This is a genomic window from Bacillus sp. SH5-2 (genome assembly GCF_008368905.1).
Lineage (GTDB): Bacteria > Bacillota > Bacilli > Bacillales > Bacillaceae_G > Bacillus_A > Bacillus_A luti.
Genome location: NZ_QOSD01000027.1, coordinates 30,686 through 55,787, shown reverse-complemented (window position 1 = coordinate 55,787; position 25,102 = coordinate 30,686). Strand labels below are relative to the sequence as shown.

At 33.5% G+C, this 25,102-nt stretch carries 28 protein-coding genes; 18 read left to right on the top strand and 10 right to left on the bottom strand.

The window, feature by feature from the left end; translation table 11 throughout:
• Positions 1 to 14: 14 nt before the first annotated feature.
• Together DN410_RS23550 and DN410_RS23545 are read right to left on the bottom strand one after the other, a co-directional pair.
• Positions 15 to 404 (bottom strand): MerR family transcriptional regulator, encoded by a 390-nt coding sequence (locus DN410_RS23550; RefSeq protein WP_149178278.1) that lies wholly within the window; start codon positions 402 to 404, stop codon positions 15 to 17.
• A gap of 7 nt (positions 405 to 411) precedes the next feature.
• Entirely contained in the window at positions 412 to 1,122 is a 711-nt protein-coding gene (locus DN410_RS23545; protein ID WP_149178277.1) for an SDR family NAD(P)-dependent oxidoreductase, read from the bottom strand.
• A 183-nt stretch (positions 1,123 to 1,305) separates the two neighbouring features.
• Here DN410_RS23545 and fumC point away from each other — a divergent pair, with 183 nt between their 5' ends.
• Positions 1,306 to 2,694 (top strand): class II fumarate hydratase, encoded by a 1,389-nt coding sequence (gene fumC / locus DN410_RS23540; RefSeq protein ID WP_149178276.1) that lies wholly within the window; start codon positions 1,306 to 1,308, stop codon positions 2,692 to 2,694.
• A gap of 87 nt (positions 2,695 to 2,781) precedes the next feature.
• Here fumC and DN410_RS23535 read toward each other — a convergent pair whose 3' ends face one another.
• Entirely contained in the window at positions 2,782 to 3,204 is a 423-nt protein-coding gene (locus tag DN410_RS23535) for a PH domain-containing protein (protein ID WP_149178275.1), read from the bottom strand.
• A gap of 208 nt (positions 3,205 to 3,412) precedes the next feature.
• Between DN410_RS23535 and DN410_RS28085 the strand changes: the two genes are divergently transcribed.
• The 3 genes from DN410_RS28085 (at position 3,413) to DN410_RS23525 (ending at position 6,100) form a co-directional block, all read left to right on the top strand.
• A complete protein-coding gene (locus DN410_RS28085) occupies positions 3,413 to 3,529 on the top strand; it encodes a permease (RefSeq protein WP_218947484.1) in 117 nt (38 codons plus the stop codon).
• 298 nt (positions 3,530 to 3,827) lie between these two features.
• Complete coding sequence (locus tag DN410_RS23530) at positions 3,828 to 4,592, top strand: DUF2087 domain-containing protein (protein ID WP_149178274.1); 765 nt, start codon at positions 3,828 to 3,830, stop codon at positions 4,590 to 4,592.
• A 98-nt stretch (positions 4,593 to 4,690) separates the two neighbouring features.
• Positions 4,691 to 6,100, top strand: coding sequence for an MATE family efflux transporter (locus DN410_RS23525; RefSeq protein ID WP_149178273.1), 1,410 nt, complete (start codon positions 4,691 to 4,693; stop codon positions 6,098 to 6,100).
• 57 nt (positions 6,101 to 6,157) lie between these two features.
• On the opposite strand, the gene DN410_RS23520 is transcribed toward DN410_RS23525, so the two are convergent.
• Complete coding sequence (locus DN410_RS23520; RefSeq protein WP_149178272.1) at positions 6,158 to 6,856, bottom strand: peptidase E; 699 nt, start codon at positions 6,854 to 6,856, stop codon at positions 6,158 to 6,160.
• A gap of 382 nt (positions 6,857 to 7,238) precedes the next feature.
• Between DN410_RS23520 and DN410_RS23515 the strand changes: the two genes are divergently transcribed.
• The 6 genes from DN410_RS23515 (at position 7,239) to DN410_RS23490 (ending at position 11,014) form a co-directional block, all read left to right on the top strand.
• Complete coding sequence (locus DN410_RS23515) at positions 7,239 to 7,637, top strand: DUF3942 family protein (protein ID WP_149178271.1); 399 nt, start codon at positions 7,239 to 7,241, stop codon at positions 7,635 to 7,637.
• Positions 7,638 to 7,744: 107 nt separating this feature from the next.
• A complete protein-coding gene (locus DN410_RS23510) occupies positions 7,745 to 8,161 on the top strand; it encodes a BlaI/MecI/CopY family transcriptional regulator (protein ID WP_149178270.1) in 417 nt (138 codons plus the stop codon).
• A gap of 1 nt (position 8,162) precedes the next feature.
• Positions 8,163 to 8,975 carry a M56 family metallopeptidase gene (locus tag DN410_RS23505; RefSeq protein WP_149178269.1) on the top strand — a complete coding sequence of 271 codons (813 nt, stop codon included), beginning with the start codon at positions 8,163 to 8,165 and terminating at the stop codon, positions 8,973 to 8,975.
• A gap of 54 nt (positions 8,976 to 9,029) precedes the next feature.
• The gene (gene ccdA, locus DN410_RS23500; protein WP_149178268.1) at positions 9,030 to 9,743 is read left to right on the top strand and encodes a cytochrome c-type biogenesis protein CcdA; all 714 of its coding nucleotides are present in this window, start codon (positions 9,030 to 9,032) and stop codon (positions 9,741 to 9,743) included.
• 18 nt (positions 9,744 to 9,761) lie between these two features.
• On the top strand, positions 9,762 to 10,316 hold the full coding sequence (locus DN410_RS23495) for a TlpA family protein disulfide reductase (RefSeq protein WP_149178267.1): 555 nt from the start codon (positions 9,762 to 9,764) through the stop codon (positions 10,314 to 10,316).
• A 17-nt stretch (positions 10,317 to 10,333) separates the two neighbouring features.
• On the top strand, positions 10,334 to 11,014 hold the full coding sequence (locus DN410_RS23490) for a prolipoprotein diacylglyceryl transferase family protein (RefSeq protein ID WP_149178266.1): 681 nt from the start codon (positions 10,334 to 10,336) through the stop codon (positions 11,012 to 11,014).
• A 53-nt stretch (positions 11,015 to 11,067) separates the two neighbouring features.
• Here DN410_RS23490 and DN410_RS23485 read toward each other — a convergent pair whose 3' ends face one another.
• Positions 11,068 to 11,613, bottom strand: coding sequence for a helix-turn-helix domain-containing protein (locus DN410_RS23485; RefSeq protein WP_149178265.1), 546 nt, complete (start codon positions 11,611 to 11,613; stop codon positions 11,068 to 11,070).
• A gap of 148 nt (positions 11,614 to 11,761) precedes the next feature.
• On the opposite strand from DN410_RS23485, the gene DN410_RS23480 reads away from it, so the two are divergent.
• A complete protein-coding gene (locus DN410_RS23480; RefSeq protein WP_149178264.1) occupies positions 11,762 to 13,099 on the top strand; it encodes a D-serine ammonia-lyase in 1,338 nt (445 codons plus the stop codon).
• Between the two features lie 153 nt (positions 13,100 to 13,252).
• Positions 13,253 to 14,500, top strand: a complete 1,248-nt coding sequence (locus DN410_RS23475; protein ID WP_149178263.1) for a DUF445 domain-containing protein — start codon at positions 13,253 to 13,255, stop codon at positions 14,498 to 14,500.
• Positions 14,501 to 14,532: 32 nt separating this feature from the next.
• On the opposite strand, the gene exsE is transcribed toward DN410_RS23475, so the two are convergent.
• Genes exsE through DN410_RS23455 form a run of 4 tightly spaced genes read right to left on the bottom strand, consistent with a single transcriptional unit; the run spans position 14,533 to position 17,564 of the window.
• A complete protein-coding gene (exsE, locus tag DN410_RS23470; protein WP_149178262.1) occupies positions 14,533 to 15,489 on the bottom strand; it encodes an exosporium protein ExsE in 957 nt (318 codons plus the stop codon).
• A complete protein-coding gene (locus DN410_RS23465) occupies positions 15,486 to 16,556 on the bottom strand; it encodes a hypothetical protein (RefSeq protein ID WP_149178261.1) in 1,071 nt (356 codons plus the stop codon). The genes exsE and DN410_RS23465 overlap by 4 nt, the downstream gene beginning before the upstream one ends.
• Positions 16,549 to 16,992, bottom strand: a complete 444-nt coding sequence (locus DN410_RS23460) for a hypothetical protein (RefSeq protein WP_149178260.1) — start codon at positions 16,990 to 16,992, stop codon at positions 16,549 to 16,551. Before DN410_RS23460 ends, DN410_RS23465 begins: the two co-directional genes overlap by 8 nt.
• Positions 16,989 to 17,564, bottom strand: a complete 576-nt coding sequence (locus DN410_RS23455; RefSeq protein ID WP_255446821.1) for an RNA polymerase sigma factor — start codon at positions 17,562 to 17,564, stop codon at positions 16,989 to 16,991. Before DN410_RS23455 ends, DN410_RS23460 begins: the two co-directional genes overlap by 4 nt.
• A 190-nt stretch (positions 17,565 to 17,754) precedes the next feature.
• On the opposite strand from DN410_RS23455, the gene DN410_RS23445 reads away from it, so the two are divergent.
• The 6 genes from DN410_RS23445 (at position 17,755) to cls (ending at position 24,176) form a co-directional block, all read left to right on the top strand.
• Entirely contained in the window at positions 17,755 to 18,393 is a 639-nt protein-coding gene (locus DN410_RS23445) for a response regulator transcription factor (protein ID WP_149178259.1), read from the top strand.
• Positions 18,394 to 18,397: 4 nt separating this feature from the next.
• Positions 18,398 to 19,498, top strand: coding sequence for a sensor histidine kinase (locus DN410_RS23440; protein WP_149178258.1), 1,101 nt, complete (start codon positions 18,398 to 18,400; stop codon positions 19,496 to 19,498).
• Positions 19,499 to 19,621: 123 nt separating this feature from the next.
• Complete coding sequence (locus DN410_RS23435; RefSeq protein ID WP_149178257.1) at positions 19,622 to 20,560, top strand: ABC transporter ATP-binding protein; 939 nt, start codon at positions 19,622 to 19,624, stop codon at positions 20,558 to 20,560.
• A 37-nt stretch (positions 20,561 to 20,597) separates the two neighbouring features.
• Positions 20,598 to 21,707: an ABC transporter permease gene (locus tag DN410_RS23430; RefSeq protein ID WP_149178256.1), complete on the top strand. Its 1,110-nt coding sequence runs from the start codon at positions 20,598 to 20,600 to the stop codon at positions 21,705 to 21,707.
• A gap of 1 nt (position 21,708) precedes the next feature.
• Positions 21,709 to 22,854: an ABC transporter permease gene (locus DN410_RS23425; protein WP_149178255.1), complete on the top strand. Its 1,146-nt coding sequence runs from the start codon at positions 21,709 to 21,711 to the stop codon at positions 22,852 to 22,854.
• A gap of 110 nt (positions 22,855 to 22,964) precedes the next feature.
• Positions 22,965 to 24,176 (top strand): cardiolipin synthase, encoded by a 1,212-nt coding sequence (gene cls, locus DN410_RS23420; protein WP_149178254.1) that lies wholly within the window; start codon positions 22,965 to 22,967, stop codon positions 24,174 to 24,176.
• Positions 24,177 to 24,226: 50 nt separating this feature from the next.
• On the opposite strand, the gene pyrH is transcribed toward cls, so the two are convergent.
• Positions 24,227 to 24,970: a UMP kinase gene (gene pyrH / locus DN410_RS23415; RefSeq protein WP_149178253.1), complete on the bottom strand. Its 744-nt coding sequence runs from the start codon at positions 24,968 to 24,970 to the stop codon at positions 24,227 to 24,229.
• Positions 24,971 to 25,102: the final 132 nt, after the last annotated feature.

The following is a 25,102-nucleotide window of genomic DNA, read 5'->3' as shown; positions in this document are numbered from 1 at the left end:
TAGAAGGTGATTTTTTATTTTGTAATAGGAGTTGAAGAAGTGATTTCATCCTCGTATTTAGCAATTTTTTGTTGTATCTTTTTTAAGTTTGTTTCAGTATCTTGAATGAGTTGTAAGACATTGGTCTCCTGTTGTTTCATTAATTCTAACCGTTGAAAGATGGTAGATTCTCCATCCATAGACCAGTCGATAAATTGTTTTATTTTTTGAATTGGCATACCGGTGTTTTTTAAACATAAAATCATCTCCAAATATTTCAGTGCTTCTTCGTCAAAAACTCGATCTCCTTTTTCATTTCTTTGAAGAAAAGGGAACAGTCCTTGTTTATCGTAATAACGTATTTGAGAAATAGTTAAGTGGTGCATTTTGGAAAATTGACCAATCGTATAATACATATGATTCATCCTTTTACTACCAAGTTATAATTCCATCTTTATTTAGTATTTTACCATTATAGTTTGTTTCACTTACTGCATATTTAATAATAATTTTAGCACTTTCATTGGTCGTATGGCCACCTGGGGAATTACTATTAAGGTCAGTAGTTGTAAAACCGGGAGTTACTCCAAAAATTTCTGGACCATTAGTACTAAATTCTTTACTAAAAGCTAATGTTAAAGCATTAATAGCAGTTTTTGAGGAATTATACCCTACTGCATTAATTGGATGTGTTTCACCATTAGCAAACATTGTTAGTGAAGCCATATCAGTTGTTACATTTATAATTTTACTGTTGCTTGATTTCTTTAATAATGGTAAAAAGGCTTGTATCATTTGGAATGTTCCAAAAAAGTTAACTTCAAATCCTTGGCGTAAAGTTTCAATATTTAACTCACTAGGTAGCGTATTGAAGTCTAGTGCTATGCCTGCGTTATTGATTAATAAATCTAAGTGGTCAGTTGTTTCATGGATTCTCTTGGTTGCTTCTTGAATGGATTGTGAACTTGAAATATCTACTTGAATATAGGAAACGTTTGAAACATTTAAAGCTTCTACAGCTTGTTGTCCCAGTTGTTTATTACGAGCACCTAAAAATACGTGATAATCTTTTTCTACTAATTGTCGAACAAGTTCAAATCCGATCCCTTTATTAGCACCTGTTACAAAAGCATATTTTTTCATTTTGAATTCCTCCAGTGTTATTATTGTAGGTTACAATGGAAAGGATACAGCCTAAACTTAAGTTTAGGTCAAGAGGAATTTTTAAAAAAATTATCTATATATAAGAGTGAGAATTCTTATCATTTAAGAGGAAGTCTGTTATTATAAGAGATGTAGGTATTATATTTTCAAGGGGATGAAAAAATGGAATACAGAATTGAAAGAGATACAATAGGAGAAATAAAAGTTCCAGCTGATAAATTATGGGCAGCTCAGACGCAGCGAAGTAAAGAAAACTTTCCAATTGGAACAGAGAAAATGCCGCTTGAAATTGTAAAAGCATTTGCGATTTTAAAGAAGAGTGCAGCACTTAGCAATCAAAAGTTAGGAAAGCTGTCAGAAGAAAAGGCTGAAGCGATTGTGGCAGCAGCTGACGAAGTGATTGCAGGGAAATGGAATGAGCATTTTCCACTTGTCGTATGGCAAACTGGTAGTGGTACACAATCAAATATGAATGTGAACGAAGTAATTGCAAATCGTGGGAATCAAATTTTGAAAGAAAAGGGATCTGACGTACATATTCATCCGAATGATGATGTGAACATGTCTCAAAGCTCCAATGATACATTTCCAACAGCGCTTCATGTAGCTTGTGTAATCGCAGTAGAAAATCACGTATTACCAGCAATTACGAAATTAAAAGAAACATTAGCAGAAAAAGTAACTGCATTTGAACATATTATAAAAATCGGTCGTACACATTTACAAGATGCAACGCCGTTAACATTAGGGCAAGAAATTAGTGGATGGCACCGTATGCTTGAAAAAACAGAGCGTATGATTGCCGAGAGCAATACATATATGAAAGAGTTAGCAATTGGTGGTACTGCAGTTGGAACAGGTATTAATGCTCATCCTAAATTTGGTGAGATGGTAGCTGAGGAAATTAGCCAATTTACAGGTAAGCAATTTGTTTCAGCACCAAATAAGTTTCATGCATTAACGAGCCATGATGAAGCTGTATATACTCATGGAGCATTAAAGGCATTAGCTGCTGATTTAATGAAGATTGCTAACGATGTACGCTGGCTTGCAAGTGGTCCACGTAGTGGTCTTGGGGAAATTATTATTCCTGCTAATGAGCCAGGAAGCTCTATTATGCCAGGTAAAGTAAATCCAACGCAAAGTGAAGCATTAACAATGGTTGTAGCGCAAGTTATGGGGAATGATGCAACAATCGGGTTTGCAGCGAGCCAAGGTAATTTTGAGCTAAACGTATTTAAACCTGTTATTGCTTATAATTTCTTACAATCAGCTCACTTATTAGCAGATGCAATTGTTTCGTTTAATGACAATTGTGCAGTTGGTATTGAAGCGGATGAAGAAGTAATTAAAGAGAATGTGAATCGTTCATTAATGCTTGTAACAGCGCTAAACCCGCATATTGGATATGAAAATGCAGCGAAAATTGCGAAGCATGCTCATAAAGAAGGGTTAACTTTAAAAGAAGCAGCATTGCAATCTGGATTACTAACAGAAGAACAATTTAATGAAATTGTAGATCCGAAAAAAATGATTGCTCCGAAAGAATAATAGAAGAAGCTAAGGTTCTTAGTATAGAATCTTGGCTTTTTTAATATTTATCTTTTCTATTTGTATTACTGCAAGTGACAAAATATATTATTTGTTAGCAGGCATATTCAATACTTTCATATGCGGACAGTTTTCTCTTAAGACGGAAATGAACTTTTCTTCTTCTTGAGGTATAAAAACAGTTACTGAGTCAAATAAATTGTAATGGATTTCTAATTGTTGTCTAGTCCATTTTTTTGAATGAAGTTTTTTACCAGAGTATTTAATGTGACGAATGTCTTCAAATGGAATTTCAGTATGAAATATGAAACCGTGTTTTACAATAAGAGATGAAGCAGTTATATTGTAGTGAGAAAAATAGAAGGAAGAAAGATTCACGACATTTAGCAGCATCATGAGAGTGAAAAAAATAGAGTTTTCATTTTGGAAGAATAGCGAAATGAAAAAAATTATGATAAATAATGAAATAAAAATGACGTGAAATGGATTTTTTTTCGCTTTAAATTTCAAGTTAGTCACCCCGGTATACGTGTTCTTTAACTAAATTAAATCATAACATCGTGATAAAACGTATAAATATGCAGAATTGCATATTCCTTCGGCTTATTATTCATGTAAAATTTCTTGATGGGATAAATTCAAAAGAAGTTTTGTAATAGTGGAGTGGCATGAAGTGACTTACAAGAATAGAAGTGTAGTGCTAATCATAATTAGTTGTATGATGATTATGAGTGGCTGTTCACCTAAATTAGTAGAGGATGGAAAGCGAAAGCATGTATTTATAGATGCAAGTAAAGCTTTAGTAGAGGTTGTTTATAAAATATATAAAAGGTGAAAAGGTGTTTCCATAATAGGAAACACCTTTTCTGTAGTTAAAATGGAATATTTGAGAGGGATTAAATAGTGAGCTTGTTTCGTTTCAGACGCCACTTTCATTTTTATCCAATGAATAATAATTTCATTATATTTAGCGGTTATTCAAGTTAATTATAGATGTTTTTTGTTAAAGTTTATAAAATAGGCAAACGAAATATTGAAATGTTTATTTTTGATGTGTTAAAATGATGAAGTGATAATAAACGATATTGTGAAATGTTTGTTTTAAAAATAAACGTTTTGAAGGAGTGTTTAGTATGAGCGATATTTCAGAGAAGTTTTGGGATGCATCGTTAGAGGAATTGAAGAAAGGATATGTGTTTGATGCAACGTCAGAAGAATATATTTGTTTAGCTTGTGGAGAAAGGTTTATAAAAGGGGTTATTTATCAAGATAATCAAGTTTTGTATGAAGCAGAGAAGTTTGCCCAATTGCATATTCAAAATGAGCATACATCTATGTTTGATTATTTATTAAATATGGATAAGAAATTTACTGGTTTAACGGATTTGCAAAAGAAAATGGTGCAGTTTTTCCATATGGGGCTGAATGATAAAGAGATTGTAAAAGAGATGGATGGCGGAAGCACATCAACAATTCGCAATCATCGATTTACATTACGAGAGAAAATGAAGCAAGCAAAAGTATTTTTAGCGTTAATGGAATTATCAGAAGAAAAATCAAAAGTACAAACGAAATTTGTACCCATTCATAGAACAGCAACAATGGTAGATGATCGCTACAATATTACGGAAGAAGAAAATGATGAAGTATTAAAAGCGCATTTTACAGAAGGATTAGATGGACCGCTTTCTAAATTTCCAAAAAAGCAAAAGCGTAAATTGATTATATTACGCCATTTAGTGAAGAAGTTTGATAGTCATAAAAAGTATACTGAAAAAGAAGTAAATGCAGTGATAGAAAATGTATACCCAGATTTCGTAACTTTGAGAAGATATTTAATTGAATATGGTTTTTTAGATAGAACAGCTGATGGAAGCCAATATTGGGTGAAGTTATAATAATGCATAAAAGAAAATGAATAGAAGCACATCATTATAACAACTATCCAAAGAGATAGAGTGTGAAAATAGATTTTGAATAAAAGGAGAAATGAAATTTGAAACCACCTACAGAGAATAATAAAGAAGGTGCGGAGTCACACAAGTTAGAAAGTGAGAGTAAACCGATATGGAAATCAATGTCGGTGTTTTTAGTACCGTTACTATTAAGTAATGTATTACAATCAGTTGGACAATTATTTGGTATGGTAGTAGTGGGAAGATGGCTTGGTGTAAATGATTTAGCAGCTATATCGGCTTTCTTTCCGTTATTTTTCCTACTCGTTTCATTCGTAATTGGTATTGGTTCAGGAAGTTCTATATTAATTGGTCAGGCGTTTGGTGCTAAAAACGAAGATCGTTTAAAAGCGATCGTTGGTACGACGCTGACGTTTACATTTATTATTGGAGTTGTGTTGGCGATAATAGGTAGTATTTTTGCGATGGATATTATGCGCCTAATGGGAACGCCAGAAAACATTATTGAAATAAGTGTACACTATGCACGAATATTATTTATATCGATGCCAGTATTATTTTTATATTTTGCATACACAACATTTATGAGAGGTACAGGAGATTCTAAAACGCCATTTTACTTTTTAATCGTAAGTACAGCGCTAAATATGATCTTATTACCAATTCTTATTTTTGGATGGTTAGGAGCTCCGAAATTAGATGTGTATGGAGCAGCCTATGCATCTGTTATATCTACAGTTATTACGTTTATTGTCATGTTAGTGTATTTAAAGAAGAAAAATCACCCATTACAATTGGATGGCACAGTTAGAAAATACCTTCGGATGGATGGGGAGTTATTAAAGCTATTGCTACGACTTGGTATTCCAGCGAGTATTAATATGATATTAGTTTCATTATCTGAAATCGCGGTAATTGCGTTTGTAAATCGTTACGGCTCGGATGCAACAGCTGCTTATGGTGTTGTGAACCAAGTTGCAAGTTATGTACAGATGCCAGCAGTTAGTCTTGGTATTACGGTCTCCATTTTTGCGGCACAATCAATTGGTGCGAATCAATTTGATCGATTGCAGAAAGTTGTAAAGGCCGGAATTCTTATGAATTATGTCATCGGTGGTGTATTAATATCTCTTATTTACTTATTCTCAAGAGACATTTTATCGCTATTTTTGACGAGTCAAACTACAATTGATATTGCTCATAGCTTAGTTATGATTACATTATGGAGCTATTTGATTTTCGGGCATGCACAAATTATTAGTGCGACAATGCGAGCGAGTGGTACAGTGATATGGCCAACCGTTATCGGTGTTGTATCAATTTGGCTTGTTGAAGTACCTGTAGCGTATTACCTTTCTTACCATACAAGCCTTGGAATAGAAGGAATATGGATTGGGTACCCGGCAGCATTTATTGTCAGTTTAATACTACAGTATGCATATTATAAACTTTCATGGCAGAAGAAACGAATTACACGATTAGTTAGTTAAACAGTGAAGAAGTCCCTAAGTTAGTCTACTTAGGGACTTCTTTTTGTAAGTGTATGTTTATAAATAGCTTTTTAAAGTTATATCAAAATGTTGTCTAATGAGTTTTTTATCACTCATATAAAACTCCCACGCTTTTTCAGGTTCGCCGATAATTTCAAAGGATTCCTCTGTAATATATAAAGCACAATTATCTTCTAGTGCAATCCCTTCTATATTACCTTGGTGATTTTGTAAAAAGGAATGAAAGGCGTTCATTCTGTTTAATTGGTTATAATGCGGGCAAAACCTTTTGTTCACGATACCCCATCCGTTACTTTCGATATAACCGGACCCCTCATAATCGGAGCGGATACTAGATGTAAACCAGCACATAGCCCCAGCGCTATATCCCGCAATAAGTGTTCCGTGTTGCAAAGCCGATAGTAACTTTTCATTTAGTTCATGTTCTTTCCATTGAGTAAGCATGTGAATATAGTTTCCACCACCAAGATAAATAAGATCAGCTGAATGAATCATTTCGTCTATTTCATATTTCGAAGGTGTATCAGTTATAGTACGTAAAACTTCTACTTCACAATGTAATTGTTTTTCAAACGTGTCTAAAAATAGTTTTATATAGCTTTCATCATCATGACTAGCTGTAGGAATAAATAATACTTTTGGGTACGGTTTATCTGTTAATTCTATAAGTCGTTCATTAATAGGCGAGTGATTGGAATCTTGTAAATCACCGCCACCAATGACAGCTAATTTCATAGTAAAGCACCACCTAATCATTTTTGTTATATAAAAATTCGATAGAAGAGAGTTACATTCCTTCCATAAATGAATGATGATATGGAAGGAAGAAAGAAAAATTATATAGGAATAGTAAGGGTACGGTGTTTTTTACATTAGTAAGGAATTAGAAACGATAGGTTGATAAATAATAAGAGATACATATCGTTACAAAATATAGAAGTCATCTAGATGAATATTACGAAAAATCATTAAATATAGAGTATGTATATATAATCCGAGAAAATAGTAATGATTTCATAAAATGTTTTTTACTTTTTATGGGAACTTGTATTACAATATGGTAAAATTATTTAAATATATTTATTTAATATGAAATGAAGTGAGGGAGCGTGAAAGAGTGGATTTTCGATTTGATTTTGCAGCGAAGGTAAAAGAATATTTAGATGATGAAAAAGATGAAAAAATAATAAAAGATGGACACAGAGATATCATTTTTCGATATTTATATCCGTTAGAGAGTGAGATTGGCATTTTTAAAAATCCTAACTTTACATTTTTTGCATCAGGAAGGCGTTCACATATAGTATTAGAAAATATTGAATTTAAAACAGAAGTAAACGTAGAAAGTAATATAATTGAAATTACAAAAATAGTGGATAATGTGGTTATTCCGTTAGATACTATCGTAGCGAAAGATAAGGAATTATTTGCACTTGGACGTAATGAAAAGTTTAGTGTGCAAATATTAGAGTATTATCTCTTTGATACATTTGGAGAGAAGTTAGGTTTACAATGAGTGAAATGGAATCCATATTCATAATTAGTGGATATTCGTTTATATCATCCGCGTTTGACCTTTCATTTAATTTGTACTACAATTTGTAGTGTGAAAGGAGCCGTACTATGTTTACTCAAAATTATAAGTTAAATGAGCAAGGGCTAAATCACTTCTTTGGACCGCTTGAAGCGAAAATTATGGAGATCGTTTGGTCTACTGAGGGGATTACCATTAAAGAAGTGCAGCAGAAATTAAGTGAAGAATCACCTGTGAATTTTAACACTGTTATGACAGTTATGAACAGGCTGGTAGAGAAATTACACTTGGAAAAACAGACTGTGAAAAGAAGTGGCATATATCGTGCTGTACAAACAAAAGAAGAATTCTTATCCAATCAAACGAAGAAAATGACACAGGAATTAATGGGGGAATTTGGAGATTTAGTTGTAAATCATATGCTAGATGAATTAGAGCAGGTTGATCCGACTTTAATAAAAAAATTAGAAGATAAATTGAGCCAGTTAAAAAAAGAGGATCGATAAAATGAAATGGCAAATGCGTAAAATCGTATTGTTAGCAGTAATTGTTAGTACTCTCTTTTTTAGCATGTTAGTGTATTACGTTACATATCCATTTCTTTTTCAAAATAAGGCGTTCTTTCTTTCGAAATTTTGCTTGTTCCAGTTAGAAAAACATATGAAGGAACTATCGCTAATTCGAATCGTAATAGCTGGATTATTATTACTTACTGTACTGATAGTTTGCAAAAGAATTTGGCGGCAATTTTTCTATAGTAAAAAATTGCAAAAAGTACTTGTTCCTTTCATTAGAAAAGGAAAACAAATATATATACTGCCGAACGCGGAAGTTGCAGCATTTACAATTGGGTTATTTCGTCCGAAAGTTGTTATGTCAAAAGGGATGCTTCAGACGTTTTCAGATGAAGAAATTGATGCGATTATTTTCCATGAAGAATATCATCAAAACAATCGGGATCCGCTAAAATTATTTTGTTTTACGTTATTAGCAGAAGGAATGATGTATATCCCGATACTAAAAGGGCTGCTACAACGGTATCATACGTATCAGGAGCTAGCAGCAGATAAATATGCGATGCAAAAAATGAAATCTTCATTTGAGTTAGGTAGTGCGTTATTAAAATTAATTAAAATAAAGACAATGGAAAATCGATGTGTGACAGCTTCATTTGCAAAAACAGCAATCAATTTACGAATCGAGCAAGTGTTAAATGAAAAAGTTGTTAAGTTTAATATGCCGTTACATACAAATTCGGTATATGTAACATTATGTTTATTCTGTATATCGATCGTACTTATTGTCGGAGAGTGCATATAGCCTCTTTTTTTAAGATTTAACACTACTCGTCGTAGTGTTTTTAGGGGGAATAAAATGAACGCAGCAGATTTAACAATTTGGCTTGTAGTTGGGGCTGGAGTATTGTCATTTCTATCACCATGCTCTTTACCGCTATATCCATCTTATTTATCATACATTACAGGTGTTTCTATTCAAGATTTAAAAGAGAATCGTGGGATTATGCAAAAATCAGCGATTATACATACAGTATTTTTTATAATCGGATTTTCGGTTATATTTTATGCGTTAGGTCTATCAGTAAGCTGGATTGGAATAACATTTTCATCTAACCAAAAATTGATTCAACAAATTGGTGGGATTTTTATTATTTTGATGGGGCTGTTTATGACCGGTTTATTTCAGCCTAAGTGGCTTATGGCAGAGAAAAAGGTGCAGTATAGAAGTAAATCGACTGGATATATTCGCTCGATTTTAGTCGGTATGACATATGCAGCGGGATGGACGCCGTGTGTTGGGCCGATATTTTCAGCTGTACTCATGCTGGGTGCAACGAATCCTGAAGGTGCGCTTCTTTATATTACAGCGTATACTCTTGGATTTGCGGTTCCATTTTTCGTGATGGCATTCTTTATAGGAAAGGTAAAATGGATTGTTACATATGCCAATGTCATGATGAAAATCGGAGGTGGAATTATGATTGTAACAGGTGTTTTATTGTATACAAATCAAATGACGAAAATTACAGCGTTCTTTATTCGTCTATTTGGTGGATTTACAGGATTTTGAAAATGAGGAGGAAAAAAAGTGAAGAAGCTAATTGCTATTATACTAGTAGGAGCGCTCGTTTGGGCGGGAGTCAACTTTTATAATTCAAAGAAAGAAGAGAAGGAAAGAAAAGCGAAGCAAGCAGAATTACAAGAGAAAGAAATATTACCACAAGTAGGATTTAAAGCACCAAGTATTACATTGAAAGGATTAGATGGAAAGTTGTATTCGTTAAATGATGCAAAGGGAAAACCATATATTATTAATTTTTGGGCATCGTGGTGTGGACCATGTGAAATGGAAGCACCTGATTTAGTTCGTTTTTATGACAAATATAAAAAGGATATTGAAATCTTTGCGGTAAATGCAACTGTTAGTGACCCGGTACAAGAAGCAAGTGCATTTGCGGATCGCTATGGATTTGAGTTTCCTGTTTTACTAGATATGGATGGAGTAGCTGGATTAGATTATAAAGTATTTTCTTTACCAACGACATTTTTTGTTAATAAAGATGGAATTATAGTAGATCATGTACGAGGGGTATTACCTCCAGATCAATTAGAAAAGAAATTTAAGAAATTAATTGAGAGTTAAGAGGGGATTTTGTAGTGATGGAGTGGATCGTGAGGTTACAACCCGTATCTCTTATAATTGGAAGTCTATTTGGATTTATGCTGATGAAACGAAAGATGAGACACCAAAATGTAACATATGAAAAAATGATGGATGCTGTAACAAATGCTTTTCTAATCATCGTATTTGTATGGAAATTGGCACCGGCAATTTTAAATCCAGCATGGGCTTTTGGGTCTCCATTGCAAGCATTATTAGCTGTAGGAAGTATGCAGCACATTGTAGTAGGATGCTTCATTGCGAGTGTATACATTGTTTGGAAAAGTAAAAAGGAGCAATTTTCACTTCGTATTTTACTTGATACATTGCCTTATGCACTATGTATGAGTATTATTTTTTATTTTCTATTTCACCAACAATTAGGTGTACAAACTACATTGCCTTGGGGTATGAAAATATATGAATCTAAATTTTTATATCATCCTATTTTCGTATACGAGATTATACTCGCCCTTTGTATCATCAGTTGGTTATGGATGAAAAATGAAAGGTTAGGAAATGGAAAGAATATAAGTGGTTTTCTAATTTTTGAGGGGATTGCTCATATCATCATTTCATTAATTAGTGAACAAAATGCGGTTCTATTTGGTTTATCAATACAACAAATAATGAGTTTATTTGTTATTAGTTTAGGGATTTTATTGGTACCGAAAAAATAAAAAATAGCCATGTACAGAGAGTATCCGTGCGTGGCTATTTTTTATTATATTTATTAAAAAATCGGCGGAGTAACAGAAAATAAGACAATTGCATTTTTCTCAAATTGATTTACCCATTTATGCTTTAAATAAGCAGGTATTTTTACACTATCACCAGTTTCTAAAATATATTCTTCTTCATTTAAATGCAATGTAATGGTTCCATCTAATACGAAGGCTAATTCCTCTCCTTTATGTTCTAGAACATTTTCTGATGAGGCAGTATTCGGTGGGATAGTCATAATTGCCGTTGCTAAATTTCCTGTGAAATCAGGTGAAAGCATTTCATATGATAAATTATCGATAATCATTTTCTTACGCTTATGTGAGCGTACGATTAAATCATCTGTATTTGTTTCCTCAAGTAAAAAGCTAAATGTTGGAACATCAAGTGCTTTTGCGAGTACCTTTAATGTTTGGATAGAAGGATTAGCAGAACCACGTTCAATTTGACTTAGCATAGATGGTGTAATTTCAGCCATTTTTGCTAGTTCTTTACTAGTTAGACCTTTTTCTTTTCTTTGCTTTTCAATCTTTTTACCAATATCTATATTTTCCATAAAACATTCTCCTTTATAATTATTAAATTATATTTAAATAAATTAAATTAAAATTAACTAAAACTGTATTTTATGTTAAACTATATTAAAATTAATTTAATTATAATTTATTGTATAGTGAGCTACAAGGATATGAGGAGGAAACGAAATGAAGGAAATAGGGGAATTAAAAGCAGAATATCCATTAGTTAACAAACTTATTGCAACAGAAGAAGTATTTTGGATCAACCCGAATATAGAAAGGTATGAAACAGCAATAAAAGATTCACCACTTAATGAAGAAGATGTAAAAGAAGCGGAAGAGAGATTAAAGCGTTTTGCACCATATATTGCGAAAGTTTTTCCTGAAACGAAAGAAAAAAACGGCATTATTGAATCGCCTTTAGTGAAAATACCGTCTATGAAACAATCTTTAGAGCAAAAATACGGGAAACCAATATTAGGAGAATTATTATTAAAATGTGATAGTCATCTTCCAATATCAGGTTCAATAAAAGCTAGAGGTGGTATTTATGAAGTGTTAAAACATGCTGAGCAATTAGCATTACAGCATGGAATGTTAACAGAAGAAGATGATTACTCCATTTTAGATAGTGATACATGTAGAGAGTTATTTGCAACATATTCTATTGCAGTAGGTTCGACAGGAAACTTAGGACTAAGTATCGGGATTATGAGTGCGAAACTAGGTTTTAATGTAACTGTTCATATGTCAGCAGACGCGAAACAATGGAAAAAAGATTTACTAAGAAGTAAAGGTGTAAACGTTATTGAATATGAGTCGGATTATAGTAAAGCAGTAGAGGAAGGAAGAAGGCAAGCGGATGCTGATCCTAGCTGTTATTTTGTCGATGATGAAAACTCGCATGATTTATTTTTAGGATATGCAGTCGCAGCATCGCGTTTACAAAAACAATTAGAAGAATTAGAGATTGTAGTGGATGAAGAACATCCTTTATTCGTTTACCTTCCGTGCGGAGTAGGGGGCGGACCTGGCGGAGTGGCATTTGGTTTAAAGTTATTGTATAAAGACAATGTTCATTGTTTCTTTGCGGAGCCAACGCACTCTCCGTGTATGTTACTTGGATTAATGACAGGGCTTCATGATAAAATTGCCGTTCAAGATATCGGAATTGATAATGTAACAGACGCGGATGGACTAGCGGTAGGAAGACCGTCTGGGTTTGTCGGGAAAACGATGGAACCATTTCTAAGCGGAAATTATACAGTAAGTGATGAAGAGTTATATAGATTATTAAAAGAATTGGCTGATACTGAAAATGTTTATTTAGAGCCTTCTGCGTTAGCGGGTATGATAGGACCAGTGAAAGTATGTAAAGAAGATGCGTATTTACAAAAGAAACAGTTAACAGAGAAGATGAAGAAAGGTACTCATATTGTTTGGGGAACGGGCGGTAGTATGGTTCCAGAAGATGTAATGAATGAGTATTATAAAACAGGTGTGGAATTAACGATAGTAGAGTAACGAAAAATGAGGCGATTTAAAGCCTCATTTTTTCATGCACATAAAAATCTTTGTTATTTTCGCATTAGTTCATTATAGTATAGATATAAAGAACTAATATCAAATAAATATAACAAAAAGCTTTATTTTACATAATAAGAGGATGTGTATACGATGTCACTACAGACTAAATATATAGCGGGTATTTCGCTTGGGGTTATGGGTGTAGGCTTTGCGGCTTCTATCCCTTTTCAAGGAACGGTAGCAGGGGAGATTATACAAGGGGGATTTGAAGCCGGATTAGTTGGCGGACTTGCGGATTGGTTCGCGGTTACAGCATTATTCCGTCATCCGATGGGAATCCCAATTCCGCATACAGCGTTGTTGCCTAAAAACCGTAAACGAGTAACGAAAGGGCTTATTCATACGTTAGAAAATGAGTGGCTGACGAAAGAAAGTATTACGAATAAAGTAAAAGAAATGCAGTTAGCGCAAATGGTGCTGCAAATTGCTGAGAGAGAAATGCAGTCTGATGCTGTGAAAAAAGGGATTGTAACGATTGCGGAGAAAGCGATTGTTTCAATAGATACAGAAAAGCTAGCTGTTATTATTGAAAAAGAACTCAAAACGTATTTGCATACAATTAATACAAGTAACATTTTACAAGTGCTTGTTGATCAATTAGTGGTGCAAGAATATGATGAAAAGACACTTGATTACATATTAGTGAAAGTGAAAGATTGGACAGCGCAAGATGAAGCTCGTTATCAGCTCGGAAGCTTAGGTATGAAGGCGATGGAAAATATAAAAGTAGATGGATTCTTGCAGTTTACTTTGAAATCATTTATGAATATTGTAGATGAAGATAAAATTGGCGGTATTTTGCAGAAGTTTATTATTAGCAATATTAACAGCTTACAAGATGCTGATAATAGCACAAGACAACTTATTTTAACAAAAATTCGTCAAGAAATTATAAATGTAAAAGAAAATGAAGCTTTACTACAGGAGTTAGAAAAATGGAAAGAAAAATGGATTGCCAATTGGGATGGTACTGACAAAATAAAAGAGATGCTTGAACAAGTACAACAAAGGGCAATTACTTTTGTGAAAAATGAAGAATTTACGGATAAGTATGTTATTCCATTTTTACAAGCACAAATGAATAAAATAAAAGAAGATGAACAAACTGTTCAAAAAATAGAAGAGTGGTTACAAAAGCAAGTTGTCACCCTCGTTGAAAAGAATCATTCGAAAATCGGAAAGCTTGTACAAGAAAACCTTGATAAGTTAGATGATAAAACGTTAATCGAAATGATTGAAAATAACGTAGGTAAAGATTTACAGTGGATCCGAGTAAACGGGGCTGTTTGCGGATTTATGATTGGATTAGTGTTAGAAGGAATAAAAGCGATTATATGAGAAAAACCTTCCGCAATTGCGGAAGGTTTTTCTTATTTTTCAATAACGCTCATATTTAAATTATAAGCTTTCTCAATATTTAACTTGTACGTGCCATTTCCAGTTTTAATTGAATTTTTATACCAATGTTCTTGGTTGTTTAATTCTGGATGCTCTTCTGAAGAAGTATTTTCGTTTTTCGTTAAATCTTCTACTTGTTCCCAAGGTGTGCTTCCGTGTGCTTCTTTTTGATTCGTTACTGCTGTTAAAGATACATCACTCTCTTTTGCAAGATGGACAGACACTCTTGAGCTTTCTTGTACAAACCAATTATTTTGTAATTGACCTGGATAAAGAGATAGTTCGTTATTTGAAGCACGGATTTCCACATTTTTATTTTGCGGAAGAACAAGCGTTGGTTTCACCTGTGGTGCTGAATTAAATAACGTATGCTGAACAGGTAATGATTTTAAAGTGATATACATCGTTTCTCCAGCGGTTTGAACTGAAAGGAAATCAGCTTGTTTTAAATTGAGTTTTTCATTTGCTTTCGTCGTCATTTCATAAGTTCCCAAAAGATGAATTTGATTTGTATTATTTCCCTCTATCGTTAGAGGCTGATGTCCTGCATCTACTACGATTTTTTTGATAGATTCAGGTATATCAAATTGTCCGTCTGGAATATTACTCGTTTGCCTCGTTGTGTTAATAGAGTGACGAACTTCTTCTAGCAATCCAGTTGATAATAAACAGTAAAAAGCAATTCCGACGCTTCCTAAAACGCCGATAAAGAAAATACTAAAAATATCATATTTAATAAATGATTGTTCCTTCTTAGAAAATAGAAGGTATAGTAAAATTTCCACGCCAAGTATGATAAGTAAAACAGGCCACCATGCTGTTAAAGAATCTAATACCTCAGTACCTTTCATAACTGAAAATAGTAAGAAGCAACCTAATGCAATAATAGAAAGCCCCATTGAAAATGTTCCAACGCGCCATGTTCTCATTCGTTCGTCCCACCTTTGTTTTCTTTATTTCCAAGTAACAATTTAAAGCCGCCACCAATTAAGAGGAGTGCAACGATAGATGTTTGGAAATAGCGATAATACAGCTCACTAAGATGAATGTTAAATATAGTTGCAAAGTAATCATTCAAAATAGGAAGGACTGTTTGATCTAATAAATAATAACCACCGAGTGTAATTAATCCGATACCGATCCATCTTTGATGATTGATAAAATAATCAATAATAGGTTCGTCATGTACACGTTCTTTTCCATATTTTGCAGTTTGTTGTAACGCATCAAAAAAGCTATAAAACCAAATGATTGGAACTAAAAATAAAAACGCTGAAAGTCTTAATAAGTCGAGTAAATATATTGAAAGTAAAAAGGCTGCCATAAGCTGAAGACCACGGCGTTGTAAGCCTAAATACATATGTCCTGCTCCAGGAAACATTGCTAAAATAGAAGCGAATGTTTTATTTTTCTTTCCTTGTTCACGGTGCTCTTCAAACTCTTCGAAAATAGTACGATCATCTAGCTGCTCACCACGTTCTTTTTTCTGTAGTTGCTGAACAACATCGAAGAAGTTATAAATCCATAAAACAGGTAACGTCACGAGAAAGATAAGGAAACTTTCTTGAGAGGTTAAAAGTGCAACGAAAATGATCATACTTCCGATTCCTGTACAAGCTACTAAAAATGTAAGTCCACGTTGCATAAGCCCTAGCTGGAAATGACCAAGTCCAGGGATGATTGATAGAAGAATGATATAAAATCGTTCACTCTCTTTAGAGGACTCTGTAAATTCTCCAGCAGCTTGTTTTTTTGATTGATTAATAATAGTGATAACTAAATCTAATAAATTGATTGCCCATAACACGACTAGTAAAAATAGAGAAAGAAAAGCAATATCACGCTCTCCTAATGCTATTGTACAAAATGCTGCAAAGATAAATAGAAATACAGCCCCTCCGCTATATAAAATAAACCGTCCAAATTTCTTTAAATATAAATGTCCAAGCCCAGGAATTAGCCCTAATACAAGTGCTAAAAAGGGATTTTTATTCATGCTTTGAACCTCCGTCCTTTTTGGATGTGTCTACCGATTTGTTTACAATTTGTTGTGAGATAGAAGAATCGCTATGTTTTGAAGATTTTTCGAAATTTGATGTCGCTGTAAAAATATATTGGAATAAACCACTTACCATAAAAATAATTGTAGCTGCAGTCGCAATTATGTAGTGAATAATTGTACGCTTTAGTGAGTTTGTTTTTATATTTTCATTAGGTTGTAGCGTTTCAAAATTAATTTGCTTCATAACTTCGTTCGTAAATGAATCATCATTTATCATTGGAAGGTTTTCATATTGTTCATCAATACTTTCCATATAAAGTGCTAAACAATGATCACATTCATAAAGGTGTTCTTCCATAGATTCACGTTCAGTGCTCTCTATAACATCTAATGTATAATTGCGCCAATCTTCTTTTGAATAATGCATCATAGAAACTCTTCCTCCTTCCAATGTTTTTTAATCCATTTTCTTGCCCGATACAGTTTCATTTCGACTGTTTTCACTTCGATGTTTTCCTGTAAAGCAATTTCTTGATAACTTTTTTCTTCTAAGTAATGTGCGAGAACGACGTCGCGGTAATTTTCGGGAAGTTCTCTCAGTTTTTGAGCAATGAGTAATTTTTGCTCTTTCGTCACTAATAAAGCCTCGATATTATGAGAGGCTTTTATATTTTCTTCGGTTTCTTTACATAAGGAGAGTTCTTCGTTTTCTCTAGCTTTCTTTCTCTTATAATCAATAGCGTGATTAGTGGCGATTCGCGCCATCCACGTTTTTAATCCGCGAAATTGATAATTAGGGAGAGAGGCGTGAATTTTTACGAATACTTCTTGTGTAACATCTTTCGCATCTTCTTCGTGTCTTAAAATAGAAAAGATAACTTGGAAAATATAATGACGATATGTTTGCACAAGGATACGAAAAGCATGTTCGCTTCCTTGCTGTGCTTTTTCAATTAACTGTTTTTCCTCAATGGTTCTCTCCCTCCTTTTTGACGCATTCAATTATATAGACGTAAGAAACGAGAAGTCACCCTACACATGTTGTAAAAAAAGAATAATATATTTTTAGGAAGGAGGCTATATGAAAAAAGGTGTGAAAAAATGGTAAAAAGAAGTATATAATGAGCAAGTGGGAAATGTTACGCGGAGAAAGGATGTGAATGTTAGTAGGAGAAGGTCCATACTAACAAACATGAAAATTAAAATATTAATAGCAGATGATAATTCTTTTATAAGAGAAGGCATGAAAATTATTTTAAATACATACGAAGAGTTCGAAGTGGTAGATACTGTGAATGATGGGAAAGAAGCAGTGGAATATTGTAAGAAGAACGAAATTGATATTGCGCTTTTAGACGTGCGTATGCCGAACATGAATGGTGTAGAAGCGACGAAATTCATTTGTGAAGAGACGAAAACGAAACCACTTATTTTAACGACGTTCGATGATGATGAATATATTTTGGACGCAGTAAAAAACGGAGCGAAAGGCTATTTATTAAAAAATAATGATCCAGAGCGTATTCGTGATGCGATAAAAGGAGTATATAACGGCCAAACTGTTATGCAAGATGTCGTTCTCGATAAAATTAAGTCTAATTTAATGGAAAGTAAAGAAGAGGAATGTAAAATAGATAAAAGTCTGTTTACTGAAAGAGAGCTTAGTATTATCGCATTAATTGCAAAAGGATTTTCGAATAAAGAAATTTCAAAGCAACTTTTCATATCAGAAGGAACGATTGCGAATTATATTACATCAGTTTTAGGGAAAACTGGACTTGAACATCGTACACAAATTGCGATTTATTATTTAACAGGGAAAGTAGATTAAAGATATGGAATTTTGGTTAATTGTAAGTAAATTAATAGTATTTATATATATTGTGTGTAGTTACATTTATTTAAATGTTACGAACTTACCATGGATTATACTTACTTTACTTTTATATCTTTCTGTAAACGTGCTGATCTCTATATTAAAAAAAGATACGTACAAAAACATATTAACTTCCGTGTCAATCGGTGTAGTTATGTTGTTTACATGGAAGATTCATCCGTTTTTTATTTTGTTTTTACCATTGAACTTATATGAAATTACATTCCATTATATAGAGAAGAAGTGGCCAATCTTTGTTATTATGATGCTCCCCATTACTATTACAGATGAAAGTATTCGAATGACATATGGATTAATTGTTGCATTTTCTTTCATCGTATTAACTATGGCAGAACGGTATATATCGCGGGTATTAAAGCTTGAATCACAAAATGATAAGATGCGAAAAGATATGCAGCGACTTACGAAAAGCCTACACGAAAATAAAGAGTACATAAGACAGTCTGAATACACATTTAAGTTAGAAGAAAGAAATCGATTATCTCAAGAAATTCATGATAAAATTGGTCACTCGATGACGGGTGCACTTATTCAAATGGAAGCAGCAAAGAGGTTAATGGAAATAGATAAAGAAAAGTCTGCTGAGTTATTACAAAATGCAATTCATATTTCAAAAGATGGAATTGAAAGCATTCGGATTACATTGAAAAATATGAAGCCGCCAACAGAGCAAATTGGTATTCATCGTATGAAATTGTTCATAGAGGAATTCGCCAGTAAGCATGATGTAAACATTCCTTTCGTATATAAAGGGAACTTAGATATGATTTCTCCTATTCAGTGGAAAATTATCGGTGAAAATGTTACAGAGGCACTTACAAATGCAATGAAATATGCTGATGCGACAGTCATTTCCATAGATATTCATGTGCTTAACAAGATGGTGAAAGTACAAGTGAAGGATAACGGAAAAGGTGCAGAACTTGTGAAAAAAGGTCTTGGTATTATGGGGATGGAGGAACGAACGGCGTCTGTAAACGGTAAAATTATTGTAGATGGGGCAAGCGGTTTTTCAGTAACAATGTTGCTGCCGATATGAGGATGAATCATCTCATATGAAAAAAGTGAATATTCTCATGTGAAAAGAGTGAACTTCTGCACTGAGCAGGTTCATTTTTTTTGTTTATAATAACAGCAGAGAAACCGAAATAGGGGTGAAATGATGAACACATTAGAAATTAAAAATTTAACGAAAAAATTTGGTGATTTCATCGCGGTAGATAATATGTCTTTATCTATTAAAGAAGGAGAAATATTTGGCTTTTTAGGTTCAAATGGTGCTGGTAAGAGTACAACGATTAATATGATTGCTGGTTTGTTAAAAAGTAATGAAGGTGAAATTAGCATACTAGGAAAAAATATAAAGAAACATAACCGATTTGCGAAAATGAACATCGGTATCGTTCCGCAAGATATAGCCATATATGAAGAACTAACTGCTTATGAAAATGTGAAATTCTTTGCTGGATTGTACGGGTTACGAGGAGCTGAATTAAAAGCTAGGGTAGAGGAAGCTCTTCAATTTGTAGGACTTAGTGATAGACAGAAAAGTTATCCGAAAAACTTTTCTGGCGGGATGAAAAGAAGGTTGAATATCGCTTGTGCAATTGCTCATAGACCAAAGCTAATTATTATGGATGAGCCGACAGTTGGAATTGATCCGCAGTCAAGGAACTACATCCTTCAGTCAGTACGTAAATTAAATGAAATGGGAAGTACCATTATTTACACGAGCCACTACATGGAAGAAGTAGAAGAGATTTGTACGAAAATCGCAATTGTCGATCACGGTAAAGTGATTGCAGAAGGAACGAAAGAACAGTTAAAAGCGATTATTACCGATACGAAAGATATTTGGATTGAAGTGAAGTCAGTAGAAAATTTAGATGTAGAAAAGTTAAAAGAGATAAATGGTGTGAAAGCTGTTCAAATTGAAGAGAACGTAATTAAAGTAAACTCGGATGCAGGATTAAATAATTTAAATAAAATTATTCAGCATTTTATTAATCATGACATTGAAATTCGTTCGTTAGAGGAGCAGGCTCCAAACTTAGAAACAGTATTCCTTACGTTAACTGGCAGAAACTTACGGGATAAATAAACGGTAAATGAAGAAAAGGTAAAGGGAGGTTCATCAATTGAACATCTTCAATATTGCAATTATGCATATTAAAAGAGATTTCAGAGACGTAAGAACTTTAGTTTTTATGTTAGCATTTCCGATTGTGCTCATGCTTGTGTTAGGGACGGCATTAAGTAATGCGTTTAATAGTGATAGTCATTCAATTAAAGATATACAGGTACTATATAAAGATGAAGAAAGTAGTGCGTTTTCTCAATCGTTTGAAGCATTTGCGAAAGAAGTCGATAAATCGGGTATTCATTTTAAAAAAGCTTCTGAAGGTATAGATGGGAAAGAAGAAGTGAAGCAAAATAAATATGCTGCTTATGTAGAATTAAATAAAGAGGGTGCAAAATTTTACGGAAGTGACAAAAGTAGTATTGAGGGAAGTATTGTGGAAGGCATGCTTACAACATTTGTTGCTAAGTACAATGTAGCGACCGAAGTTGCAAAAGTAGATCCTAGTAAGGTGAGCACAGTTATTTCAAATGGAAATCATAATGATTATATAAAAGAAACATCTTTACAAGCTGCTAAAAAGCCAGGTTCTATGGATTACTATGCGGTTGTAATGACGACGATGATTGCACTATATGCTGCGATGGGAGCGAGTTCTTTAATTCGAAGAGAACGAATACTTAAAACAGGAGATCGTCTCATTGCTGCACCAATAAGTAAGGCTGAAATATTTATTGGAAAAGTACTTGGTAGCCTTGTAGCAAATGCTCTGTGCATATTACTCGTCATGTTATTTAGTAAATTTGTCTTTCAAGCGAATTGGGGAGACCATCTTGGAATCATATTTTTTATTCTATTAACACAAGTCTTTTTAGCGATTAGCTTCGGTTTAGGAATTGGATATATTACAAAAACAGGTGAAGCGTCTAGGGCAATTATTATAGTTATTATACAATTAGCTTCTATTTTTGGTGGCGCGTACTTCGTAGTAGAAGAAAATTTCGTTACAAATTTATCACCATTAACGTGGGCAAATACAGCTGTTATGAAAATTATTTATGCAAATGATGTAGGAGCAGCACTGCCGGTAATCTCTTTAAACCTTGGCATTTCAGCACTCTTTTTATTAATTGCGATTATTGCATTACGTAGACGGGAGGGGCTATAGTATGAAAGATATTTTATGGCTCATACAAAAAACGTTATCTGTGCTTTTGAAAAATAAAAAAGGGTTATTCATTATTATTAGTTTGCCGATAATCGGAACGCTCATCTCTTTTTCGATATACGGAAATGCAGGGCAAGGAACGTTAAATATCGGGATTGTAAATAAAGAAAATGAGCCGATAGCAAACGATACGATAAAGTTTTTAGAAGGATTAAATCATGTGAATGTGAGTAAGGTTAGGGAGTCTGAAGTAGAAGATAAACTCACTTCCAAAAAACTTGATGGAGTTATTACATTAGAATCTGGTTTTTCCAAAAGTGTTCGAGAGGGGAAACCAGATCATATTGAGATTGCATCAATTAAAGGCGATCAAGTAACAGCATTTATAAAATCATATTTATATAACTATATTGATAATATTGCTGCGATTAGTAAAGTGGCAGGAATGGATCAAAGTACGTTTAATAGTATGTACGCTGGTTATCAAAAAAGTTCATTTAAAGTAAAGTCTGAGACACTTGAAGATACTTCAAAAAATAAAGATATGACAAATCAAACGATGGGTTATCTTATTATGTTTATGTTATTTTCAGCAGTGAACTTATCAGGATTTATTTTAAAAGAAAAAGAGAACAGAACGTATTTTAGATTATTATCAACACCAATTGATGGAAGAAAATTTATATTATCTAATGTCGCAGTAAATATGATGATATTAACATTGCAAATTGTCATTGCAGTATTATTTATGACGAATGTTTTTCACACAAATATCAATATGCCTTTTATAGTAATGATTGGTGTGCTTATGATATTTGCTTTAATTGCAATTGGTTTATCATTAGTCATTGTGTCTTTTTCAAAAAGTTCAGCTGCTTCAAACGCAATGCAAAATTTAGTGATAGTACCAACATGCTTGCTCGCTGGATGTTATTTCCCATATGACATTATGCCAAGTGCAGTACAAAAAGTAGCTAATTTTCTTCCACAGCGCTGGTTGTTAGATACGATATCAAAACTACAGCAGGGAATACCATTCTCGGAGTTGTATTTAAACATTTTAATTTTATTTGCTTTCGCAATTGCATTCTTCTTAATTGCGATTTATAAGTTTGGAAGAAATAATGATGCGAGAAATTTTGTTTAATGTGAAAAGGGTGTGACGTTAAGTCACATCCTTTTTTGTATGAAGCATGAAATTTAAATTTGAATGACAAAATAGAAAGGTGGAAAGAAAACGGGCGGAAGGAAATTAAAATGATAAAAAAAATATTGCGAGTTACTTCTATTATTATTGCTATTTTCGTTTTTATTGTAATTGGGATGCATATCGATGTTACCCTCGGCAGGAAAATGGAAGCTGGGAAAAATATGCCGACAGAGTATGCACCTCATTATAGTGACTTTCAATTATATGTAAAAGGGAAGTCATTTTACAAACAGTTATTTACTGATATAAGAGAAGCGAAGCAATCTATTTACACATACTTTTTTATTTTATCGGATGATAAAAGTAGCCATACTTTTTTAAACTTATTAAAAGAGAAGGCAAAAGAAGGAGTAAGCGTCTATTTATCAGTTGATCGCATTAATGATTTATCATTTGAAAGAAAGATGATAAATGAATTGCGGGAAAGTGGTGTACATTTTACATATAGTAGAAAACCGGAATTACCATTTGGATTTTATTCTCTTCATCACCGTAATCATCGCCGTATTACGACGATTGATGGGGAGATTGGATATACAGGTGGTTTTAATATAGGAGATGAGTACTTAGGAAAAGATAAGCGATTTGGATATTGGCGTGACTATCATGTGCGGCTTAAAGGAGAAGGAGCAAAAGATTTAGAAGAGCAGTTTGCTTTAGATTGGAAACGAGATACGAAAGAAAATATAAAGAGAAGTACGAATAAAGCTAGTAAAGGGAACACGTTACATACGATGGCCAGTTACAATGGGCATTACGTCGCTGAAAAATATGTGGAGTTAATAAACGAAGCGAGGCATTCGATTGTCATTACGACGCCGTATTTTATAGCGAAAAATAAAGAGTTAATGAACGCTTTAATAGCGGCACAAAAACGTGGAGTTACTGTAAAAATACTGTGGTCATATAAACCAGATATTCCTCTTATTAAAGAGGCAGCATATCCTTATATTCGTCAAGCTGTTAATAATGGAATTAAAGTATATGGTTATAAAAAAGGGATGTTTCATGGGAAGTTAATGTTAATTGATAATGAATTAACCGTTATCGGTACTACAAATTTTACAGCTCGTAGCTTCTATATAAATGATGAGATGAATTTGTATATTCATGGTGGAACTATCGTATCAGAAGTGAACGAGGCATTAGCGCAAGATTTTCATGATTCAAAAGAAATGACGAAAGAATTTTTTGAGAAGTTATCATTTTGGGAGCGTTGTAAGGAGAAGGTGGGGGGATTGGCTGATTTTTATTTATAAAGGTTAATGAAAAGGGTGTCTTTTATAGACACCCTTTTCATGAGAAATAACTATTTTTCATGCACAAGCAATGAAGCATCATCATTAATCAACGTCCCCACATGCTCACCTAAACAAATTCTTTTCATTACTCCAGGCTCATCAAAGTTAAAGACGTGTGCTGGTAAATTGTAGTCTCGGGCAAGCAGTAAAGCGGCTTGATCCATTACTTGTATATTTTGCCTAACTATATCGTTATAGTTTAGTTTTTTGTACATTTTTGCTAATTTATTATGTTTTGGATCACTTGTAAAGACACCATCTACTCCCTGTTTTGCGACTAATATGGCGTCACTATTCATTTCAATGGCCCTTTGTACACTTGGGTAATCTGTCGTAACGAATGGCTGCCCGTTACCGCCTCCAAAAATGATGATATAACCGTTATCTAAATGGTGGACTGCACGCAAGCGAATATATGGCTCAGCTACCGCATTAAAAGGGATGGAAGTCATAACGCGTACTTCTTTATCAGTTTTACTAGTTAGAACGCCGCGAAGCATTAAGCTGTTAATTATCGTTCCTAACGTGCCTATATTATCAGCTTCTACGCGATCAATGCCCCATTCTTCAGCTAAATGACCTCTGAATATGTTACCACCACCAATTACGATGGAGACTTCGATGCCTAAATCAACGATGGATAAAATTTCGTTTGCGATATGTTCTAATCGTTTCGAGTTAAAGCTATTTCCAGATTGATCAGCAAGTGCGCCGCCGCTTAATTTAATTAAGACTCGTTTATATGGCTTCATAACAATTCCCCCTATATAGATCGCAATAAAAAAGGAACAAAGGCGAATGCCCTTGTTCCTTTTTATGAAAATGAAATAGAAAAGAAATAGATATAATGAACTTCTTCGCATGATTTTTCATAATATCCACCC

Excerpts from the sequence above, each read along its gene's own strand:
- DN410_RS23550 (WP_149178278.1), bottom strand. The coding sequence starts at position 404 with ATGAATCATATGTATTATACGATTGGTCAATTTTCCAAAATGCACCAC.
- DN410_RS23545 (WP_149178277.1), bottom strand. The coding sequence starts at position 1,122 with ATGAAAAAATATGCTTTTGTAACAGGTGCTAATAAAGGGATCGGATTT.
- fumC (WP_149178276.1), top strand. The coding sequence starts at position 1,306 with ATGGAATACAGAATTGAAAGAGATACAATAGGAGAAATAAAAGTTCCA.
- DN410_RS28085 (WP_218947484.1), top strand. The coding sequence starts at position 3,413 with ATGATGATTATGAGTGGCTGTTCACCTAAATTAGTAGAGGATGGAAAG.
- DN410_RS23530 (WP_149178274.1), top strand. The coding sequence starts at position 3,828 with ATGAGCGATATTTCAGAGAAGTTTTGGGATGCATCGTTAGAGGAATTG.
- DN410_RS23520 (WP_149178272.1), bottom strand. The coding sequence starts at position 6,856 with ATGAAATTAGCTGTCATTGGTGGCGGTGATTTACAAGATTCCAATCAC.
- DN410_RS23510 (WP_149178270.1), top strand. The coding sequence starts at position 7,745 with ATGTTTACTCAAAATTATAAGTTAAATGAGCAAGGGCTAAATCACTTC.
- DN410_RS23505 (WP_149178269.1), top strand. The coding sequence starts at position 8,163 with ATGAAATGGCAAATGCGTAAAATCGTATTGTTAGCAGTAATTGTTAGT.
- ccdA (WP_149178268.1), top strand. The coding sequence starts at position 9,030 with ATGAACGCAGCAGATTTAACAATTTGGCTTGTAGTTGGGGCTGGAGTA.
- DN410_RS23490 (WP_149178266.1), top strand. The coding sequence starts at position 10,334 with ATGGAGTGGATCGTGAGGTTACAACCCGTATCTCTTATAATTGGAAGT.
- DN410_RS23485 (WP_149178265.1), bottom strand. The coding sequence starts at position 11,613 with ATGGAAAATATAGATATTGGTAAAAAGATTGAAAAGCAAAGAAAAGAA.
- DN410_RS23480 (WP_149178264.1), top strand. The coding sequence starts at position 11,762 with ATGAAGGAAATAGGGGAATTAAAAGCAGAATATCCATTAGTTAACAAA.
- DN410_RS23475 (WP_149178263.1), top strand. The coding sequence starts at position 13,253 with ATGTCACTACAGACTAAATATATAGCGGGTATTTCGCTTGGGGTTATG.
- exsE (WP_149178262.1), bottom strand. The coding sequence starts at position 15,489 with ATGAGAACATGGCGCGTTGGAACATTTTCAATGGGGCTTTCTATTATT.
- DN410_RS23465 (WP_149178261.1), bottom strand. The coding sequence starts at position 16,556 with ATGAATAAAAATCCCTTTTTAGCACTTGTATTAGGGCTAATTCCTGGG.
- DN410_RS23460 (WP_149178260.1), bottom strand. The coding sequence starts at position 16,992 with ATGATGCATTATTCAAAAGAAGATTGGCGCAATTATACATTAGATGTT.
- DN410_RS23445 (WP_149178259.1), top strand. The coding sequence starts at position 17,755 with ATGAAAATTAAAATATTAATAGCAGATGATAATTCTTTTATAAGAGAA.
- DN410_RS23440 (WP_149178258.1), top strand. The coding sequence starts at position 18,398 with ATGGAATTTTGGTTAATTGTAAGTAAATTAATAGTATTTATATATATT.
- DN410_RS23435 (WP_149178257.1), top strand. The coding sequence starts at position 19,622 with ATGAACACATTAGAAATTAAAAATTTAACGAAAAAATTTGGTGATTTC.
- DN410_RS23425 (WP_149178255.1), top strand. The coding sequence starts at position 21,709 with ATGAAAGATATTTTATGGCTCATACAAAAAACGTTATCTGTGCTTTTG.
- cls (WP_149178254.1), top strand. The coding sequence starts at position 22,965 with ATGATAAAAAAAATATTGCGAGTTACTTCTATTATTATTGCTATTTTC.
- pyrH (WP_149178253.1), bottom strand. The coding sequence starts at position 24,970 with ATGAAGCCATATAAACGAGTCTTAATTAAATTAAGCGGCGGCGCACTT.